14 protein-coding genes and 1 pseudogene are annotated in these 19,984 nt (G+C 37.5%); 9 read left to right on the forward strand and 6 right to left on the reverse strand.

The features are described from left to right. Nucleotides 1-29: 29 nt before the first annotated feature. Nucleotides 30-836: an ADP-ribosylglycohydrolase family protein gene (locus VB694_RS18375; protein WP_323361780.1), complete on the reverse strand. Its 807-nt coding sequence runs from the start codon at nucleotides 834-836 to the stop codon at nucleotides 30-32. A 610-nt stretch (nucleotides 837-1,446) separates the two neighbouring features. On the opposite strand from VB694_RS18375, the gene VB694_RS18380 reads away from it, so the two are divergent. Continuing rightward, complete coding sequence (locus tag VB694_RS18380; protein ID WP_323361781.1) at nucleotides 1,447-2,529, forward strand: class I fructose-bisphosphate aldolase; 1,083 nt, start codon at nucleotides 1,447-1,449, stop codon at nucleotides 2,527-2,529. A 186-nt stretch (nucleotides 2,530-2,715) separates the two neighbouring features. Here the strand turns inward: VB694_RS18380 and VB694_RS18385 are convergent, their stop codons facing one another. Further along, nucleotides 2,716-3,582 carry a zinc metalloprotease HtpX gene (locus VB694_RS18385; RefSeq protein ID WP_323361782.1) on the reverse strand — a complete coding sequence of 289 codons (867 nt, stop codon included), beginning with the start codon at nucleotides 3,580-3,582 and terminating at the stop codon, nucleotides 2,716-2,718. A gap of 156 nt (nucleotides 3,583-3,738) precedes the next feature. Between VB694_RS18385 and VB694_RS18390 the strand changes: the two are divergent. Together VB694_RS18390 and VB694_RS18395 are read left to right on the forward strand one after the other, a co-directional pair. Next, nucleotides 3,739-3,876 (forward strand): annotated as a pseudogene (locus VB694_RS18390) (universal stress protein); the annotation flags it as partial. A 349-nt stretch (nucleotides 3,877-4,225) separates the two neighbouring features. After that, nucleotides 4,226-5,317: a response regulator gene (locus VB694_RS18395; RefSeq protein ID WP_323361783.1), complete on the forward strand. Its 1,092-nt coding sequence runs from the start codon at nucleotides 4,226-4,228 to the stop codon at nucleotides 5,315-5,317. Nucleotides 5,318-5,327: 10 nt separating this feature from the next. On the opposite strand, the gene VB694_RS18400 is transcribed toward VB694_RS18395, so the two are convergent. Beyond that, nucleotides 5,328-5,942 carry a HAMP domain-containing sensor histidine kinase gene (locus VB694_RS18400; protein ID WP_323361784.1) on the reverse strand — a complete coding sequence of 205 codons (615 nt, stop codon included), beginning with the start codon at nucleotides 5,940-5,942 and terminating at the stop codon, nucleotides 5,328-5,330. 703 nt (nucleotides 5,943-6,645) lie between these two features. On the opposite strand from VB694_RS18400, the gene VB694_RS18405 reads away from it, so the two are divergent. Together VB694_RS18405 and VB694_RS18410 are read left to right on the forward strand one after the other, a co-directional pair. After that, the gene (locus tag VB694_RS18405) at nucleotides 6,646-11,007 is read left to right on the forward strand and encodes a PAS domain S-box protein (protein WP_323361785.1); all 4,362 of its coding nucleotides are present in this window, start codon (nucleotides 6,646-6,648) and stop codon (nucleotides 11,005-11,007) included. 38 nt (nucleotides 11,008-11,045) lie between these two features. Further along, entirely contained in the window at nucleotides 11,046-11,168 is a 123-nt protein-coding gene (locus VB694_RS18410) for a hypothetical protein (protein ID WP_323361786.1), read from the forward strand. A gap of 216 nt (nucleotides 11,169-11,384) precedes the next feature. On the opposite strand, the gene VB694_RS18415 is transcribed toward VB694_RS18410, so the two are convergent. Continuing rightward, nucleotides 11,385-12,935, reverse strand: coding sequence for a peptide ligase PGM1-related protein (locus VB694_RS18415; protein ID WP_323361787.1), 1,551 nt, complete (start codon nucleotides 12,933-12,935; stop codon nucleotides 11,385-11,387). Between the two features lie 772 nt (nucleotides 12,936-13,707). Here VB694_RS18415 and VB694_RS18420 point away from each other — a divergent pair. Next, the gene (locus tag VB694_RS18420; protein WP_323361788.1) at nucleotides 13,708-13,965 is read left to right on the forward strand and encodes a hypothetical protein; all 258 of its coding nucleotides are present in this window, start codon (nucleotides 13,708-13,710) and stop codon (nucleotides 13,963-13,965) included. Between the two features lie 29 nt (nucleotides 13,966-13,994). Here the strand turns inward: VB694_RS18420 and VB694_RS18425 are convergent, their stop codons facing one another. Both VB694_RS18425 and VB694_RS18430 read right to left on the reverse strand, forming a co-directional pair. Further along, nucleotides 13,995-15,542 carry a mercuric reductase gene (locus VB694_RS18425; protein ID WP_323361789.1) on the reverse strand — a complete coding sequence of 516 codons (1,548 nt, stop codon included), beginning with the start codon at nucleotides 15,540-15,542 and terminating at the stop codon, nucleotides 13,995-13,997. Between the two features lie 246 nt (nucleotides 15,543-15,788). After that, nucleotides 15,789-16,502: a TIGR04283 family arsenosugar biosynthesis glycosyltransferase gene (locus VB694_RS18430; RefSeq protein WP_323361790.1), complete on the reverse strand. Its 714-nt coding sequence runs from the start codon at nucleotides 16,500-16,502 to the stop codon at nucleotides 15,789-15,791. Nucleotides 16,503-16,606: 104 nt separating this feature from the next. Here VB694_RS18430 and VB694_RS18435 point away from each other — a divergent pair, with 104 nt between their 5' ends. The 3 genes from VB694_RS18435 to VB694_RS18445 all read left to right on the forward strand — a co-directional run bounded on the left by VB694_RS18435 (nucleotide 16,607) and on the right by VB694_RS18445 (nucleotide 19,927). Next, nucleotides 16,607-17,617, forward strand: a complete 1,011-nt coding sequence (locus tag VB694_RS18435; protein ID WP_323361791.1) for a sodium:calcium antiporter — start codon at nucleotides 16,607-16,609, stop codon at nucleotides 17,615-17,617. Between the two features lie 239 nt (nucleotides 17,618-17,856). Beyond that, nucleotides 17,857-18,546, forward strand: a complete 690-nt coding sequence (locus tag VB694_RS18440) for a PEP-CTERM sorting domain-containing protein (RefSeq protein WP_323361792.1) — start codon at nucleotides 17,857-17,859, stop codon at nucleotides 18,544-18,546. Nucleotides 18,547-18,691: 145 nt separating this feature from the next. After that, the gene (locus VB694_RS18445) at nucleotides 18,692-19,927 is read left to right on the forward strand and encodes an LL-diaminopimelate aminotransferase (protein ID WP_323361793.1); all 1,236 of its coding nucleotides are present in this window, start codon (nucleotides 18,692-18,694) and stop codon (nucleotides 19,925-19,927) included. The last annotated feature ends 57 nt before the right edge of the window (nucleotides 19,928-19,984 follow it).

The following is a 19,984-nucleotide window of genomic DNA, read 5'->3' on the forward strand; positions in this document are numbered from 1 at the left end:
AATTTAAAACTTACCTTTGTTTTCATTATCTAGGCGTAATATTGAGACATAAATTTGTCAGTAATAGTCCAAAGATGATCATCCAATTTAGTGAATACCCATTCAGCAATATCTTCAGGAACACCACCATAAAAAGCTTCAGCAATCCCACCTGTAATACAAGCAATGGTGTCACTATCTCCACCGAGAGAAATAGCATTGCGAATTGCATCTTCAAAATCAGTTGATTCTAAAAAAGCAATAATAGCTTGAGGAACAGAACCTTGACAGGACATATCATATTCATAGGTAGGTCTAATTTCCTCTAAGGTTTGTTCTAAGTTATAAGCAAAAGTATTTTGGATATAGGATTTGATGGTAATTTTATCATAGCCAGTACGGGCTAAAAAGATAGATGCGGCTGTTGCTTGTGCGCCTTTGATGCCTTCAGGATGGTTATGAGTAACTTCAGCACTATGTCGGGCTTCTTCTAAGACAATATCTAAGTTATCAAATGCAGAAGCTATAGGACTAACTCGCATAGCTGAACCATTTCCCCAACTGTTGTATGGTTCGTTACTACTGGAATTTGCCCATTTCATAAAATTACCGCCATAACTAGCATGAGGATATTCACCGTAATAAGATTTAAATTGGTGAACATATTGGAATTTATCAATATATTTAGTATTGTCAGGAAACTCGTCTGCATTGAGAATAACTTCAGCAACTGCCAAAGTTAAGACTGTATCGTCTGTGTAACTACATCTATCATTAAAAAGGAGAAAGTCCTTAGTTTTTATATTGTCAAACTCATAGATTGAGCCAATAATATCACCTGCGATCGCACCTAACATACTTATCTCCAAACTGTAATATTTAAGTTAGTTTTTTCAGGTGTACTACAGTGTGATACTTTGTTACACCTGTTCAAACACCTTTGTTTACTTTTTCTAGTAAAACATTACCTTCAGTCCAATGCACCTGCAAATTCCCTGAGTGAATACAAGTAATATACACTGTTTCCCTGAAATTTACCTCAAATTTTCCGTAAAATTACTTAATATTTATCCTTGTCTTCCTAGATGTATGATCAAACAATATCATTAGACCTCTGGTGGTCATGGATGTCGAGACTTTGCATACAACCGTCCTGCGGTACTAGTTTTCTACTATAGGACTCATATTTGAATTTTGAAAAAATCTAAGTATTTGTAGGGTGCGTCAGACTGCATAAATTCTATCAATAAACAGATTTGTTATATCTGACGCACCCTATGTATCGTTTCATAAATCAAAATATTATCCCTATATATCTATTGATATATGGCTTTAGATAGTAGACAAAATCATCATTGAAAAGACTTAAATAGTAATAGTAAATCAACCAAGAATACATCTGCATTATCTACACTCTTGCATGGGTAAGAATAAACTTCTACAGTAAATTAACATTACCACAACACTATGACAACAACTTTATTGCAAACCAATTCTATTGAATCTTTGCTAGGCAAAGAAGCCGAAAACCTGCTGACCTACAAAGCCAAAGTATCCTCAGCTTTGCTGCATTTACCAGGAGCAGATTTTATAGATCGAGTGTGGATAAATAGCGATCGCTCTCCCCGTGTAATCAGAAATTTACAACAAATCTATTCTACAGGCAGATTAGCTAATACAGGCTATCTTTCTATTCTCCCTGTAGATCAAGGTATTGAACACTCAGCCGGTGCATCTTTCGCACCTAATCCTATTTATTTTGATCCTGAAAACATTGTTAAATTAGCAATAGAAGCTGGTTGTAATGCTGTAGCGACAACTGTAGGTGGATTAGGCAATATTTCCCGCAAATATGCTCACAAAATCCCCTTTATTGCTAAAATAAATCATAACGAATTGTTGACTTATCCCAATCAATTTGACCAAATTATGTTTGCTGATGTTTGGCAAGCTTGGCATTTGGGAGCAACAGCCGTAGGGGCAACAATTTATTTTGGCTCAGAACATTCCCATAGACAAATTCAAGAAGTAAGTCAAGCTTTTAAACACGCCCATGAATTGGGCATGGCAACAGTGCTTTGGTGTTATTTAAGAAATAGCAATTTTCACCAAGATCAAGATTATCACCTCGCTGCTGATTTAACTGGGCAAGCAAATCATTTAGGTGTAACCATTGAAGCCGATATCATTAAACAAAAATTACCAGAATGTAATCATGGTTATGGGGCAATTGCCAAAGCTACTGGCAGAAGTTACGGTAAAACTGATGAGCGAGTTTACACAGAATTAACAACAGAACATCCCATAGATTTAACTCGTTATCAAGTTTTAAATTGCTATGCAGGCAGAGTCGGATTAATTAATTCTGGTGGTGCTGCTGGTGAAAATGATTTTGCGGAAGCGGTGCGTTCGGCTGTTATTAATAAACGTGCTGGAGGAACAGGATTAATTTCGGGAAGGAAGACTTTTCAGCGTCCATTTGAGGAAGGAGTAAAGCTATTTCACGCCATTCAAGATGTTTATTTATCTCCTGATGTTACCATAGCGTGATTTTGATTATATTCAATCCCCGATTTATCTAATCAATCGGGGATTTTATCCAGATAGGACTAAAGCTGCGTGTCACACCAAAAATTTGTTGTAGGGTGCGTCAGATATCAAAAATACATTTATTTGCAGGATTTACGCAGTCTGACGCACCCTACCAATATGCCAGTTGCGTAAGGGACTTCCAGATTAATAATTGGTTATCAATTCTTGTTCCAACTTGATTAATGCTTCCACACGAGCTTCTGTAGCAGGATGACTAGAGAACAAATTACCTAGAAATTGTCCAGAAATGGGATTGATAATTAATAATGGTTCAAAGGCTGGATTAGCATTTAAAGGCATTTGTTTTGCAGTTGCTTCTAATCTTTGCAAAGCCCTAGCTAAAGCGCGGGGATTACCTGTTAATTTGGCAGCACCGGCATCAGCAGAAAATTCTCTAGTGCGGGAAATTGCTAATTGAATAATTGTCGCGGCTATAGGTGCAAGCATCACTGTTACTAGCACACCTAAAGGATTACCACCTCTTTGATTATCTCTTGAACCACCACCAAACCACAGGCTATAACTTAACATTTGTGCGAGGAAAGAAATCGCACCGGCGACAGTGGCAGCAACGGCTTGGGTTAAGGTATCACGATTAATAATGTGGGTGAGTTCGTGAGCAATTACGCCTTCTAATTCTTCCTCTGGTAAGATATTTAAAATACCTTCAGTCACCGCAACAGCAGCGTGTTCTGGATCTCTGCCTGTGGCGAAAGCATTGGCAGTTTGTCCAGGAACAATGTACACTCCAGGCATGGGAATATTAGCACGGGTTGACAGTCTTTCTACCATGCGATAAAGTCCCGGAGCTTGGGCTTTGCTCACAGGTTGGGCTTTATAAACTGCCAAGGCAATTTTATCAGATTGATACCAAGAAAATAGGTTAGTAACTGCTGCTAAACCGATGCCTATTATCAAACCTCCAGTACCACCAATTACCCAATAACTAATGGCAATCAATAAGCCGCTGAGTGTAGCTAACAAAGCAGTAGTTTTTAGTTGATTTCCCATTTTGTACTCTCCTGTTAATGCTGCATGATTTTGTTTAATTTTAACTAGATAACAGCATTAGTTTAGCTATGTTTTGATTGTATCGAGTTCAACTTTCAGGTACAGTGATGAAAACCTATCAGGGAAGTACGGGTTTTACGCTGGTAATAAGAAATCATTGCACAAGAGTATCATGTAACGGCGATTGTGATGGGGAAACGTGGTCATCAACCTTGGGAAAAAGTGCTAATTGGTTCAGTATCACAGGCTGTTTTAGAAACTAGTTCAATTCCTGTAATTTTGTTGGAAAATTAGAATGTAGAATTTAGAATTACGTTTTGCAACGGTGATTTTACCCCGACGCAAAGCCCGCTGCTTGTAGAAGCAGGGGGACTTTAACCACCAAAGGTATGTTAAAAATCACATAATTGCAAAAAGCCTGACATCTAGACAAGATTTCATCTTACTATTTACCAGATAATATACTGACAGTGCAACTACGGTAAAGATATCAGATGCCAAACGATGGGATCAGTTAAATTGCGGAGGGTGAACAATTCATTATTTATTACGAAGTGCAAATAACTACACTTTGGTTATAATAAGGTATTAAGATTGACTAGATAGCAATCTGAAATTTCACCCCTAATTTCACCCAATCTATATGAAAAACATTTTAATTATTGAAGATGAAGCTCAAATCAGAAACAATATCCAAGAAATATTGGAATTATCAGACTTTGAAACACTAGTTGCAGAAAATGGGTTACAAGGTTTAGAGTTGGCTAAAGAGAAACATCCTGATTTGATTCTCTGCGATCTAATGATGCCTGAATTAGATGGTTATAGTGTATTATCTCAACTTCGTCATGATAGTTCTACTGCAACAATTCCTTTAATTTTCTTAACTGCTAAGTCAGAGAGATCAGATTTACGTCGAGGGATGGAACTTGGTGCTGATGATTACCTAACTAAGCCTTTTCAGCCTTATGAATTACTGCAAGCAATTACTACTAGACTTCATCAAAAAGCACTAGCTGATGAACAAACTCAAGAAAAATTGAATGATTTAAGTAGTTCTATAAGTCATTCATTACCCCATGAAATCAATACTCCTCTTAATCATATTATAGGAATTTCTAATTTATTAATTGATGATTATGATCTCTTTTCTAAAGAGGAAAGTGTAGAAATGCTACAATTAATTCATCAAGCTGGTCTAAGACTGCATAGACTGAGTCTTAATTTTCTCATGTATGCAGACTTGGAATTATTAACATCTAATCCTGAGAAAATTGCGGCTCTTAGGAATGATGGTGTCAAAAGCTTTGTGAAATCACCTATTGAGTGTGTAGCTATCAAAATTGCACAAGATGCCAATAGGTCGGCAGATTTAAGTATAGAAATGTCGGATGCAATAGTTAGAGTTTCTCCAGTCAAGCTGAGTAAAATTGCTGAAGAAATAATTGATAATGCTTTTAAATTTTCTCTGCCCAATACACCAGTGAAAATTATAGGCTCTTGCAGTAATAATGCCTTTCATTTGTATGTGATTGACTACGGACGCGGCATGACCAAGGAGCAAATTTATAATGTTGGAGCTTATGTCCAGTTTGAGCGGAAAATGTATGAACAACAAGGTTCTGGTTTGGGATTATCAATTGCTAAAAGGTTGGTAGAACTCCACGGGGGAGAGTTTTCAATTGAGAGCATACCTGGAAAACAAACTATTATTAGGATTGTGCTTCCGCAGTAGATCAATATCTTCACCCTCTTAAAAAAGGAATACTAACTGTAAATGTTGTTCCTTCTCCTAATCGACTATTTACAGTAATATCGCCTTTGTGCAAATCCACACATTTTTTGACTATAGATAGTCCTAAACCGGTTCCAGCAATATTGCCAACGTTAGACGCTCGATGAAAAGGTGTAAATAAATTAAGTTGATCTGCTTCAGGAATGCCGATGCCACTGTCATTAATTTTAAATATCAGTTGATTATTTTCTTTAGTCAAATGAAAATTCACTAAATTGTGATCAGGAGAATACTTAATTGCATTAGTCAGGAGATTGGTAATAATCTGCTGTAATAGTTTTTTGTCGAATTGAATAATTAAAGAATTGCCAATAATTTCTTCGCCCCAATCTAAAGATAAATTAATTGTATGTCGTGTATTAGTAGCTTCTATTTCTGTTTTGAGATGGCAACAGAAGGCAATAATATCTAATGCTTCTAGGTGTAATTCCATCTTATCGGCTTCGGCGCGGTTAATCATCAATACATCATCAAGAATTTGGGTGATATGCTTGATGGTGTTTTGGATTGTGTATAAATGTTCCTGTTTTCTTTCTTCACTGAGACGATCGCTAAATTTTTGCAAAATCCCTGATGATGAGGAAATAATGGCTAAAGTTGTGTTTACTAAAAACTTAATTACCGTATTAGAGGGTGTTTGAAAAGTCTAAATTCATACTCTCTGGGCGATTATAAAGATGCCTCCGGCACGCTTCGCGAACGCGGCTACACAGACAAAACCCACCTTCGTGGGTTCAGAAGCCTTGATTTTTCATTAGTCCACGAAGGTGGACTTCGCTTGTGTAGTAGCGTTCGCGAAGCGTGCCGGAGGCATCTTTATATTCGCCGAAAACTTTTCAAACATCCTCTTACCGTTATTACGTTATAATTGGTACAAAAGTTTCGATATTTCCGGCTAGTTTACAAACAAAACCAAAACAGTAGGTAGGTAGGCGTTGAAAATTGTCGTTATGGCAAGGCAAGAGGCAAAAGGGAAGAAGAGACTTTCAGAGATTTTACATTTTGTTACATACCTTGGTTTTTTCGAGCCGACTTACTTAGTATTCCCTATAGCGTTAGTAATTATTATACCCAAAAACTGCCAAAAATTTGAATTTAAGATTTACCTATTGATCAGGAGGATTAAAAGAATGCAGAATTTAGAATTACGTTTTGCAACGGGGGATTTTGCCCCGGCGCAAAACCCGCTGCTTGTAGAAGCAGGGGACTTTAACCCCCAAGGGTAAGATAAAATTCTACTGAAAAATCTTCGGAGCTAAATATAAAGTATGTCTGCCAAATTCTTTTCTGCCTCCTCAGATATAAAGACAAGTATTCTAAATTGTCCGTTAACACTGACTCCTGAAACTCCAGCAATTGAGGCTGTCCGGTTAATGAGCCAAGTTCGTGATACTTGTCATCTCATCACAACAGAAGTGACATCAGATGTCAACCTACTGAATCATGCAGAAAAAGCCAGTTGTGTTCTCGTAGTTGAAAACAAAAAATTAGTTGGTATCTTTACAGAAAGGGATATTGTTAGATCTACAGCAATGGGGCTGGATCTGGTGCAAGTGACTCTGGCAGAGGTAATGTGTCAAAATCCAGTGACTCTGAGAAAATCAGACTTTACGAATATTTTTGTTGTCCTGAATCTGTTTCGTCAACACAAAATTCGTCATCTGGCTATTGTTGATGATCAAGACCATTTAATAGGATTAGTCACACCCACAACAGTACGTCAATTATTACAAGCTGCTGATTTACTAAAAATACGCACTATTGGTGAAGCGATGACTTCTGAAGTCATCCAGTCACCACCAACAACATCTGTATTAGAGTTAGCGCAATTAATGGCAGAGCATTCTGTGAGTTGTGTAGTGATTACAGAATCAGATTCCCAACCCATAGGCATTGTCACAGAACGAGATATTGTGCAAATGCGGGCTTTGGAGTTAGATATCTTAGACATTCAGGCTCATATTGTCATGAGTGCGCCTTTATTTTATATGCGTTCTCAGCAGTCTTTATGGGACGCTCATCAACAAATGCAGCAGCGACGCATCAGACGTTTAGTAGTGGTGGGAGATCGTGATGAATTGCTAGGAATTATCACCCAAACAAGTGTACTTTATTCTCTTGATCCACTGGAGATGTATGAGGCTGTTAATTTTTTGCAGAAAAAAGTCTATCAATTGGAATCGCAAAAAGTCGAAATATTGCAAAAGCAAAAGATAGAACTAGAGACACAAGTTCAGCAACGCACCTTAAAATTAATAGAACAGGCAAATGCAGATAAACTTCTAGCTAATTTATCTCAAAAGATTCGTAAGTCATTGGATATAGAGTCTATTCTCCAAAGTGCTGTCTCGGAAATTCGGGGTTATTTACAAACAGATCGGGTAGTAATTTACCAATTTGAACCGAAATGGACTGGCAGGATTGTTGCTGAATCCCTAGCACCAGAAAAAACATCCCTCCTTGGTCGTGTCATTAATGATCCATGCTTTGGTACAAATTGGGTAGAAACCTATACCAATGGCAGGGTGCGAAAGATTGAGGATATTCATGCTTCTGGGCTGACTGATTGTCATATCGAACTTTTAGAAAAAGCAGAAATTTACGCCAATTTAATTGTACCAATTGTCTATAATGAACAGCTTTGGGGGTTGCTTTGCGCTCATCAATGTTCCCAACCACGATATTGGGAAACTTTAGAAGTTGAATTACTAGAAAAATTAGCTACCCAAATTGCGATCGCTATTCAACAATCTCAACTTTATCAACAAGCACAACAGGAACTTCTAGAACGTCAACGCATGGAAGAAGCCTTACGGAATATTGCACTAGGAGTTTCGACACAAACCGGAGAAGTTTTTTTCCATTCCTTAGTGCGGTATTTAAGCAAAGCCTTAGCAGTTGACTATGCCATTGTTGCTCGGTTAGTAAATAGTAAAACTGATTACATGGAAACTGTAGCAGTGTGGGCAAATGGACAAATTGTAGAAAACTTTGAATGCTCTATCCAGCATAATCCTTGTTACAACACAATTAGGTACTCTAATCAGAGTGTTTGTATTTATCCCTCCCAAGTACAGCGAGAGTTTCCCTTAGATCCCAAGCTGTCAGATATGCAAGCCGAAGGTTATATGGGAATGACTATTTATGATTCTACTGGTCAAGCAATAGGAATACTAGCTGTACTCAGTCGTCATCCTCTACATGATATCGAGTTCATGAGTGAAATTCTGAAAATTTTTTCTATGCAAGTTGCTTCAGAACTACAACGTACTCAAGCAGAAGTAGCACTCAAAAAACTCAATGAGGAATTAGAAATCCGGATCGTTGAACGAACAGCAGAATTAGAGAAAATTAATGAGGATTTACTTTTAGAAATTCAAGAGCGCCAACGAGTTGAAGAAATTCTCCAAAAACAGTTAACTGCGATCGAAGCAACCATTGATGGGATTGCCATTTTAAAAGATGAAAAATATACATTTTTAAATAAATCTCATGTCCAGTTATTTGGATATAATAATGCAAAAGAATTAATTGGTAAAAATTGGCGAGAAATGTATCCTCCAGAAGAGATAAAACGTTTAGAAAGAGAGGTTTTACCTATTTTAATTCAAGCAGGTCACTGGCAAGGAGAAGCCATAGCAAGACGACGCGATGGTAGTACCTTTCATGAACAAGTATCACTAACTCTAACTAAAGATGGGGAGTTAATTTGTGTTTGCAGAGACATTACTGAAACTAAACAAGCGGAACTCCAACTACAAAAATTACTTTTGGAATTATCAGATTTTAAATATGCTTTAGATCAATGTGCAATTGTTGCCATTACAGATTCACAAGGCAAAATTACCTATGCCAATGATAAATTCTGTGAAATTTCACAATATTCTAGAGCGGAACTAATTGGTAGTACCCATAAAATAATTAATTCTGGTTATCACTCCTTAGAGTATTTTCAAAAAATATGGTCAACTATTATCAAAGGTCAAGTTTGGAGTGGAGAAATTAAAAATCGGGCTAAAAATGGAACTTACTATTGGGTAGATACAACCATCGTTCCTTTTCTAGATGAAAGTGGCAAGCCTTGGCAGTATTTAGCCATCCGTAATAATATTACTAACCGCAGACAAACGCAATCTGATCTCCAAGAGAGTGAACAGAAATTCCGTCAATTGGCAGAAAATCTCAACCAAGTTTTCTGGATGACAGACCCAGAAACATCAACAATGATCTATATCAGTCCTGCTTATGAAGAAATTTGGGGTCGTTCCTGTCAAAGTCTTTATGAAAATCCCAAATCTTTTATAGATGCCATATATGCTGATGATAGACAGCAATTTTTGATAGCAATTCAGAATAAAAAACAAGGGTTTGATATCGAATATCGTATTATTCGACCTGATGGTTCAATGCGTTGGATTCGGGATCAAGCCTTCCCTCTCACAAATAAAACTGGAGAAGTTTACCGAGTAATTGGTATTGCAGAAGATATCACAAAAAACAAAGAAGCCGCAGTAGCTCTTGAAGAAAGTCAAAATTTTCTCCGCCAGGTTATTGATACCAATCCTAATCTCATTTTTGTGATAGATTTGCAGGGGAGATTTGTTCTAGCTAATCAAGCTTTGGCAGATATTTATGGAACAACAGTTACAGAATTAATTGGTAAAACTAATGCAGATTTGAACCCCAATGCAGATGAAATGGTATACTTAAACTCAATCAATCAGGAAGTAAGAACTACATTACAATCTCATATCATACCTGAAATAAAAATCATCACTGCAACTGGAGAAACTCGCTACTTCCAAACCATTCAATCGCCTTTGATTGCTGCTGATGGCAAAGCTTATCAAATGCTTGGAGTATTAACTGATATTACAGAACGGAAGCAAGCCGAACAGGAAATTTCTAAAGCCTTAGAGCGGGAAAAAGAATTGGGTGAACTCAAGTCCCGTTTTGTATCTATGACTTCCCACGAATTTCGCACGCCTTTGACTGTAATTGCCTCTTCAGCGGGCATTTTAAAAGATTTTGGTCATAAACTCGATGACAAGAAAAAGAGAGGACATTTAGAATGTATTCAAACCTATGTCAAACATACTACACAACTCTTAGATGATATTTTATTAATTAATAAGGCAGAAACAGGAAATTTAGCTTTTAATCCTGTGCTTCTGGATTTAATTCCTTTTTGTCAAAAACTGACTGAAGAAATACAATTAAGTACGCCAAATCATACAATTGTTTTTTCTAGTCATTCTCAAGGTAACGCAAGTGGCAACTTCGATAAAAAACTACTGCGACAAATCCTGATCAACTTGCTTTCCAATGCTATTAAATATTCACCCCACAATGCTATAGTCAAATTTGAATTTAATATTGCAGCCTCAAATGCAATTTTTAGTGTTCAAGATCAAGGTATTGGTATTCCCGAAACAGACCAAGTTAAATTGTTTGAATCTTTTCACCGCGCCCGAAATGTAGGCAATATTCCCGGTACAGGCTTAGGGTTATCAATTGTGGCTAAATGTATTGATTTACACAAAGGCTCAATTGCTGTGAATAGCCAAGTGGGTATGGGGACAACATTTATTGTGACAATTCCCTTACAATCTGCGACTTTTGTACAATAATTTGCTGATAAGTCAGAGGCACTCCAACAAGAAATTAAGTGTTTAGAGAACCAATAAATGGTAATTTCTCTAGAGAATTAACTTTTACTTGCGGTGAAATATCTCCCTTGGCATTTCCAGAAATTAAAATTTCTATTCAACGTTTACTACAAGGATTTTAAGAATAGATTCAAATATAGGACTCCTATTTGATTTTTGATAGCTTGCGTGGCGTAGCCATACAGAACTCCGTACATACTAAAAGCCTTCTTTCCTGTTCCCTGTTCCCTGTTCTCTGTCTCCACGAAAAATATGGCTTCGCCACGCTACGCGGACATGAATCAAATCGGATCACTATAGTTTAGCATAACAAGTACCTAAGAGCCAAACTTTTTGGTTTACTGATTATGCTTATCACTGGTTTCTTGATCAAGAACTTGGACAACTTTATTATAAATATCTTCTGCTTGTTGGGGAGAATCACCAATACTTGTTAATCCCAGTTTACCAAACTGAGAAAGACAACCCATAAGATGAAATACTGTCCCGATTTCAGTTCCGCTATCAAAATGTAATCTGTGATGGGCGATAATATCCATTAAATCATTGGGTAATAATCCTCGATAGCGGTCTTTTTGTAAGTTATCTGTAGCGACGTAATATTTAGGTTTTCCTTGCTGACTGTAAAATAAACCGGTGGACAGGTCATAGTGTCCATTAGTTAATAATTTCAAGGTCATAAATGGGTGAGTAGTTCCACCTTTGCGGAGGTTGATTTCAATTGCTTGAATATCCCATTGAGCATTACCTTGATCAACAGCAACAAAATCTACACCAAATCTTTCTAATGTGCCTTTTTCTGCCAGTTTTTTACCTACTTGTAAGCCTAATTGCTGTAATTCTAATCGATACTTTTCATCCGCAGGAAAACGACAACCTAGATAAATTTGTCCATCTGGACCGCCGAGAATTTGATCATGAGTAGAGAGAATTTCTACCTTTCCATCGGGTGTAATGCGTCCTTGGACACTAGGAGAAAATTTGATTTCACCTTCAATAAATGATTCTACTATTGCGCCTAATTCTAGGATGCGTTGAGAAAAATTTGCCCAGGTTTCTTGTGTGGCTTGAAAACGTAGATTGGAAAAGTTATTAATGATTGCTGATACTCTTTCACTATGAGAACTTTTCCCAGGTGCAACATCTATCAATGGACGGAGATCCAAAAGTGCATTCCCTTCTCCAGAAATTCCCTCATTTAGTTTAACAACCATCCGTTTTAATGTTGGTTGACGTTCCCATAAATCAGCCGCTGCTGTTGCTAAATCGGCAGTATTTTTAACTAATTCGCTACCATCAGGATGGGGTACACTGCTTTGAGCAAAAATTTGCCGACTACCGCTTTTTGTCCCCCAAATCTGTAAATCTGGTGCAGCAGCATACAGAGGTACATTCAATTTCAGTGATAATTCTGCTTCCCAAAATGTGGAATTGTAGCAAGCCATAAAAGCTTTATCCAAACGCAAGGCTTGACGAATTCTCTCTATTAAACGGGGACGTTCTAAAATCTTTTGGCTAAGGGGTTTGAGGGAAGAATCATAGGTAGAAAGTAATAATAAGCGATGACGGGCGTGGGAGAATGGTATTCCGGGCAATAGTTGTAAATAGTAATCAATAATGCTGGGATGAAGTGGCATTGAAGTTACATAAATTAACCTATTGCGGGGATTCCGTAACCGCACTAAAGAAAATAGTAATCTTTCTTCATAATGTTCGCACCCTTCAATTTTTTGTAGTTCCCGCTGGTCGATGCTCAAAGAAGGGATAATTAAAATATCGGCTTCGCTGTTGTCAAATAACTCGCTTGTTTTCCAGCGATCGCGCAAAGTTAATTGTAAATTGCGAAACTTATCAATCTGCTCTAACTCGGAAATATTCATTGTTGCCATAACCCATATCCCAAATATATCCCAATCATGATTTACTATCTTATGTATATCCCAAGGAAGACATGAGATGTTGATTTTGCGTGTATCTTTTTGTTAATTTAGCAAACGACTAGAACACCAATTCATTAATCGTTAGGGATACACCCCGACAAGGGAAAAACAGATTACCTAGCATTACTGAATCGACGCTCTAGAAACTGCAATTTTAGCTGTCATCACTGAAAATATTGCCTAAAGTTAGGTTTTAAATCTACTAGATAAATTGTCAACTTTGGCAAATTCAGCATATTCAGCATTAGGCAAGATTCATAATTTATAAGCAAACATGAATACATCTTTAGGTTGAAAAATAGATATTTTGTTTATTTCTAGGGAACGATAAACGACCAAGAAATAATAGTTAAATTAAGAGCAGATGTTAAGGAAGAATCCTACATCAACACAAGAGTTGTGTACTTGTTTTCAGTGGTTGGATTAAGAGCGTGTGAGATGTGAGGAGGAAATTTAAAAAGTTGTGCATATTTGCCAGGAGTTATTGCGGCTAATATGGGGGACTATAAAAAGTCTAAACTTGCATCTGCACTTGTAGTTTTACATCCTAATGGTGGAGAAATAGTCAACGGCTAATTTTTTGTAAGAATTTAGGAATTCCCATATCCCCGATTTCTCAAAGAAGTTGGGGACTTATATTCTGCCATTAGAGAGATGATTTAAGCTGCAATGATTGATAATCTATCTAGGGAAGATAGTATTATCAATAATAACTATATCTATGGTATCACCAACACAATTATATGGGACAGAACTAGTAGATTGTGCTAGAGCAAATGCCAAACAGGGAATTACAATTGCTGCTTATCAATGTGGCTATGGTGATGATGTGAAAACATTTGCTGAAGAATTACACCTAGCTTGTGAACTTATGAATTTAAAAGTTAAAGAACTCAGTGAACTGATTACCGACCAGGACATGATTTTAAAAATGGGGACAGGGGAAATTATTGCTCCTGAGACGGAATCAGAACTTTAAAGAAACAAAGATGGGGAAAAATAACCCCATCAAGAAAACTTAGTTAAAAATCCCAGTAATTTTTTAGTTCTAGGTGTTAATAGTGTACGCCGATAAGCATCTGCGGCTTTTTTAATTGCTTCTGCTTGAGTTGGGTAAGGATGAATTACACTGCTTAATTTACTCAAACCAATTTTGTTCACAATTGCAGTTGTAATTTCTGAAATCATCTCCCCTGCATGACTAGCAACAATGGTTGCGCCGACAATTTCATCAGATCCTTTTTTGTGGTGAATCTTCAAAAATCCGGCTTCTTCACTATCAGTTATGGCTCGATCTAAATTATTAAAACTAATTTTAATTGTCTCTATTTCAATACCCTTTTTTTCTGCTTCCTCTGCATACATTCCTACATGAGCAATTTCTGGATCAGTATATGTCACCCAAGGCATTACTAATTTACTCAGTTGAGAACGTCCCCAACCAAAAGGTGAAAACAGAGTATTTTTGATCACAATTCGCGCCGCTGCATCAGCCGCATGAGTAAACTTCCAATTCATGCAAATATCACCTGCTGCATAAATATTAGGATTAGTAGTTTGGAGATAATCATTTACCTTCACACCATGCTTTTGATCATACTCTACACCCACTGTTTCTAAATTCAAATCTTCTACATTTGGCGCACGTCCCGCACCAACTAAAATTTCATTGACAGTTACTGAATCTCGATAGCCATTTGATGAAAAATAAATCCGTTTTCCTTCAGTTACTGTCACCACTTCTTCTAACTGACAATTTAGCACCACGCGAATACCTTCATCAGTTAAAACCCGTTCTAAAATTTCCGCTGCTTCCCGATCTTCTTTATTTAAAATGTGAGAACTGTTATGAAATAATGTCACTTCACAACCTAAACGGCGAAAAGCTTGCGCCAATTCACAACCAATTGGACCGCCACCAATTACTGCCAATTTTTCTGGTTTTTGAATTAGGGAAAAAACCGTTTCATTAGTTAAATAACCCGCAGCTTCAATACCACGAATTTCTGGTTTAACTGCTCTTGCACCTGTGGCAATTACCGCTTTTTTAAACTTGAGAATTTGACCGTCAACTGCTATAGTATTATTACTTGCAAATTTACCGCCACCTAGAAAAACATCAACTCCAATATTTTTAAATCTGGCGGCTGAATCATGATGACTAATACCTGCTCTAATTCGCCGCAATCTAGCCATAACTGTGGCAAAATCAACATGAAAATGTTGGGAAATATTCACACCTAAATCCTTAGCTTTCCACATTTCACCAACTACACGAGCCGAACGAATGATAGATTTAGATGGTACACAACCGACATTTAAACAATCTCCACCCATGAGATGTTTTTCAATTAATGCTACTTTTAAACCTAAACCTAAACCCGCTGCACCCGCAGCTACAACTAATCCTGCTGTACCCGCACCAATTACTACTAAATCATAACAACCCGTAGGTTGAGGATTCACCCAATTTTCAGGATGAACATTAGCTACCAACTTTTGATTATACTCATCCATTGGTAGAACTGTGATTCTCTCAAATTCTAAATTAGACATTAGTATTACCTCTAAATTGTCAAGTATAAATTATTTTGTGATTGTCGTTTTGAGCTAATTTGGTGTTGTCTTTACAATACATATAGCCTCAAAAAGATTTTTTCAGTTTGATATTTAACATTTCCTCAAAAATAATCAGGGAAAATTACCAATTACCAATTACCAGTTATTTTATGATACTTCTTGATCTAAAGCTTTCTTGGCTGTTATTATCTGCCAAAATAGGGAATTTAAATGAGAACTAGCTTAAATTCTCCTGAATTTTTCTCGACGATACCATTTACGAATACGTTCTGGTGAAATACCACATAAATAGGCAATAACTATGATTTGATTAAGTATGGTAGTCATAAAAATTCCCTTTTTTAACCATCTGCGGGGTGATGTAGTTACAGGAACATTAATAATTGTAATTTTACTGTTGATTTTCAACCTGCTAATCAGTTCAAAATCTTCCATAATGGGCATTTCGGGAAAATTACCAACTTCTGTAAATGCCTTTGTGGTTAAAAAAATAGCTTGATCTCCATAGGGCATTTGCCAAAGGTGCGATCGCAATTTTACACCCCACTCTACCAAACGCAAACCCCAACGGGGTGAATCTATTCGTAATGTAAAAGCACCAGCTATAGTTCCTGGTTTTTGTAATGCTGTACGAATCATCCCATCAAAATCAATAGGTAGGCGGGTATCAGCATGGAGAAATAGGAGAATTTCACCACTAGCGATCGCTGCACCTGTATTCATTTGTATAGCACGACCGGGAGCAGAAGAGATCACCGTTACACCTAAAAATTGAGCTACAGCTGGTGTACCATCACTTGAACCACCATCAACAACAATTACTTCCACATTTGTACTTGATTGAGTGCTGGTAATTGCAGCTTTAATATTATTCGCTTCATTGAGAGTAGGAATAATAATCGAAATTCGAGAAGCGTTAATATCTTGATGTACCATAATCTAAAAATGAAAAGTTAAAAATTAAAAACTTTTGTAAAATATCAATTTTAACAGCAATTGATCAGCATCATAGAAAATATATGCAGATATTTTAATTAATCATGTTGCTTTTTCTTCAAGTTATTGTGTGCATCGCTTTGGTAATTTTTGTAGGAACATGGCTATCCCAAAGTGCAGATATTCTGGCAGAAAAAACCGGACTAGGGCGGACTTGGGTAGGTACAATTTTATTAGCCGGTGTCACCTCCTTACCAGAGTTAGCCACAGGCACAAGTGCCATAGTCATGTTTAACTCTCCAGACCTAGCTGTGGGTGGCATCTTGGGCAGTTGTCTCTTCAATTTACTGATTTTAGCATTACTCGATATTTATAACGGTCCTGACCCATTATTGAAGCGGGCGCAAATTAGTCACGGACTAGCAGCAAGTTTAGGTTGTGGAATGCTGGGTGTTGCTGCAGCGGGAATGTTGTTAGCTAAAACAGATACTAATTTAACCGTGGGATGGGTTGGCGTTCCTAGCATTATTCTACTTTTACTTTACTTTGTCAGCGCCCGGATGATTGCTCAATTTGAAACCAGACGACGTGCGGAAATATTAGAAGAAGAAGTTGAAGCTTTCCAATATCAACACATCACACCTCAGAAAGCATATCGCAGATTTATTATCCTTTCAGTAATGATTGTGATTTTGGGTGTGTGGTTGGCGTTTTTAGGCAATCGCGTTGCAGCAGTTACAGGTTTAGGACAAAGCTTTGTGGGCGCTTTACTTTTAGCCACAGCCACATCATTACCGGAAGTAGTCGCATCCCTAGCAGCACTTCGACTTAATGCCGTAGATTTGGCAGTATCTAACGTTTTTGGTTCAAATATCACTAATTTAGCAATTTTGGGCTTTTTTGATTTCGTATATTTACAGGGTAGCCTGTGGTCAAACATCAGTCAAATACATATTTTCACCACTGTTGTAGCTATGATCATGACTTCCGTGGCCATTGCTGGACTAATTTATCATGCTGTTAGTCGTTCGCGTATGTATATCACCTGGGATGGACTAACACTCATTGTTCTATATCTTTGTGGGATGTACGTAATATACCGGAATATATTTTAACTTAAATAATAAGTAGCTTTTTGGTTGCGTATTATCTCATAAAAACAGTATAATTACTGATGATTGCTGCCGACAAATTCAGTCTTGGTCTAAAGCTTTCATGACAAATTCACCTTAACTATCTAGGATATGAAGATTGTATGAATTAAACTGTAACTGGTGAGCATTCTTACTGTAGTCGTGGTAATCTAAATTTATAAAAATAACTACAAAAAGTTTACACTCAGGAATTTACAGTTATGAAATTAGCCTCTATTGCTACCGCACTCGCAGCCTTCACCGGAGTTACCCTCGCTGCAACAGCTATGCCAGCTTCCGCCACTAGTTTTAGTTTTAGTTTTAGTTTTGATAACATCAGTGGTGGTGATAAAGTTGGTGATAGTTTTGCTTCAGAGTTCTCTTTTGATGTGACTGATTATGGGAGTAATAAAGTTTTATTCAAATTCTCAAACAATGCTACTACTGGGACAAATGCCATCAAGCAGGTTGCCTTCAGTTTAGAAGATTCTGTTTCTAGTCTATTGTCTAACATCGCTGTTGATGTAAACAATGTTGGCAACGTAGATTTCAAGAACGATGCTAAAAATTTGTCTCAAACAAACAAACTAGGAGCAGCCTGGTTTGGTGAACAGTTTGGAGCAGTTACAAAGGGAGGGAACTCAAACTCCATTCAAAAAGGTGAATCTTTAGGTATTACCTTCACTGCAAACTACCAAGCTGTCATTGACGCACTTACTGATAATAAGCTGCGAGTAGGTATCCACGTTGGTAGTTTGCCAAATGATAAGAGTGATAGCTATGTAAATACTTACTACACTCCTCCTGCTCCTCCTCGTAAGAAAGTTCCCGAACCAGCTTCTTTACTAGGTCTAGGTTTAGTAGCTAGTGGAATGCTAATGTCTCGTCGTCGTCGCACTATTCCTAACTAGTAGTCTCAAACATTTGGCATCTGACATATAAAGTTTGTTAAAACTCCTATGTAGCTGAAAATTCTAAAAGTCGCCAGAGGATAATACCTGTAGCGACTGATTTTTTTACAGTAAGCTATTTTAGTGCGTTTATTCAAAATCTAAGATGGCTACTGTTAACGACAACTACCTCAAACTCAAAGCCGGTTATTTATTCCCAGAAATTGCTAGACGGGTGAATGCTTTCGCTCAAGCTAACCCCGATGCAAAAATCATCCGTTTGGGTATTGGTGATGTTACCGAACCCTTGCCAGAAGCTTGCCGGAATGCCATGATTAAAGCAGTGGAAGAAATGGGCGATCGCTCTACCTTCAAAGGCTACGGACCAGAACAAGGTTATGCTTGGTTACGGGAAAAAATCGCTGCTCAAGATTTCCAAGCCAGAGGCGCAAATATAGAAGCTGATGAAATCTTCATTTCTGACGGTTCTAAATGCGACTCAGGCAACATTTTAGAGATTTTTGGCAAAAATAACGTTATCGCCGTTACTGACCCTGTATATCCCGTTTACGTAGATACCAACGTCATGGCGGGTAATACTGGAGATGCTAATGAAAAAGGCGAATATGCAGGTTTAGTTTATCTCCCTGTTACTGCTGAAAACAACTTTACCGCAGAAATACCTAAGGAAAAAGTAGATTTAATTTATCTGTGCTTTCCCAACAACCCCACCGGTGCAACTGCAACCAAAGAACATTTACAAGAGTGGGTAAACTACGCAAAAGCTAATAATTCAATTATTTTCTTTGATGCTGCTTACGAAGCGTACATTACCGATCCTACCCTTCCCCATTCTATCTATGAAATTGAAGGTGCGAGAGATTGTGCGATCGAATTTCGTTCTTTCTCCAAAAATGCGGGTTTCACCGGAACTCGTTGCGCTTTAACCGTCGTTCCCAAAACCCTGACAGCAAAAGCCGCAGATGGTACTGATGTAGAATTGTGGAAACTATGGAACCGTCGTCAGTCTACCAAATTTAACGGTGTTTCTTACATCGTCCAAAAAGGTGCGGAAGCGGTTTACTCTGAGGAAGGACAAGCGCAAATTAAAGCTTTAGTAAATTTCTACTTAGAAAATGCCAAAATTATCCGCGAACAACTCACCAATGCAGGTTTAACGGTTTACGGTGGAGTGAATGCACCTTATGTATGGGTAAAAACACCTCATGGTTTATCTAGTTGGGAATTTTTCGATAAATTATTGCAAACCGTCAACGTTGTAGGAACACCAGGATCAGGTTTTGGTGCTGCGGGTGAAGGTTATTTCCGTATTTCTGCGTTTAATAGTCGGGAAAATGTGGAAGAAGCAATGAAACGCATTACCGAGAAGTTTAAGGTTTAGTATTTTTCTTATCTAGATCAATTTCTCGTAGGGGTTTAGCACTGCTAAACCCTTACC

The organism is Anabaena sp. UHCC 0451 (assembly GCF_034931405.1).
Classification (GTDB): domain Bacteria; phylum Cyanobacteriota; class Cyanobacteriia; order Cyanobacteriales; family Nostocaceae; genus RDYJ01.

Coding starts and splice junctions, on each gene's coding strand:
- VB694_RS18430 (WP_323361790.1), bottom strand. CDS start 16,502: ATGGTACATCAAGATATTAACGCTTCTCGAATTTCGATTATTATTCCT.
- VB694_RS18445 (WP_323361793.1), top strand. CDS start 18,692: ATGGCTACTGTTAACGACAACTACCTCAAACTCAAAGCCGGTTATTTA.
- VB694_RS18440 (WP_323361792.1), top strand. CDS start 17,857: ATGAAATTAGCCTCTATTGCTACCGCACTCGCAGCCTTCACCGGAGTT.
- VB694_RS18420 (WP_323361788.1), top strand. CDS start 13,708: ATGGTATCACCAACACAATTATATGGGACAGAACTAGTAGATTGTGCT.
- VB694_RS18415 (WP_323361787.1), bottom strand. CDS start 12,935: ATGGCAACAATGAATATTTCCGAGTTAGAGCAGATTGATAAGTTTCGC.
- VB694_RS18375 (WP_323361780.1), bottom strand. CDS start 836: ATGTTAGGTGCGATCGCAGGTGATATTATTGGCTCAATCTATGAGTTT.
- VB694_RS18425 (WP_323361789.1), bottom strand. CDS start 15,542: ATGTCTAATTTAGAATTTGAGAGAATCACAGTTCTACCAATGGATGAG.
- VB694_RS18380 (WP_323361781.1), top strand. CDS start 1,447: ATGACAACAACTTTATTGCAAACCAATTCTATTGAATCTTTGCTAGGC.
- VB694_RS18395 (WP_323361783.1), top strand. CDS start 4,226: ATGAAAAACATTTTAATTATTGAAGATGAAGCTCAAATCAGAAACAAT.
- VB694_RS18385 (WP_323361782.1), bottom strand. CDS start 3,582: ATGGGAAATCAACTAAAAACTACTGCTTTGTTAGCTACACTCAGCGGC.
- VB694_RS18435 (WP_323361791.1), top strand. CDS start 16,607: ATGTTGCTTTTTCTTCAAGTTATTGTGTGCATCGCTTTGGTAATTTTT.
- VB694_RS18405 (WP_323361785.1), top strand. CDS start 6,646: ATGTCTGCCAAATTCTTTTCTGCCTCCTCAGATATAAAGACAAGTATT.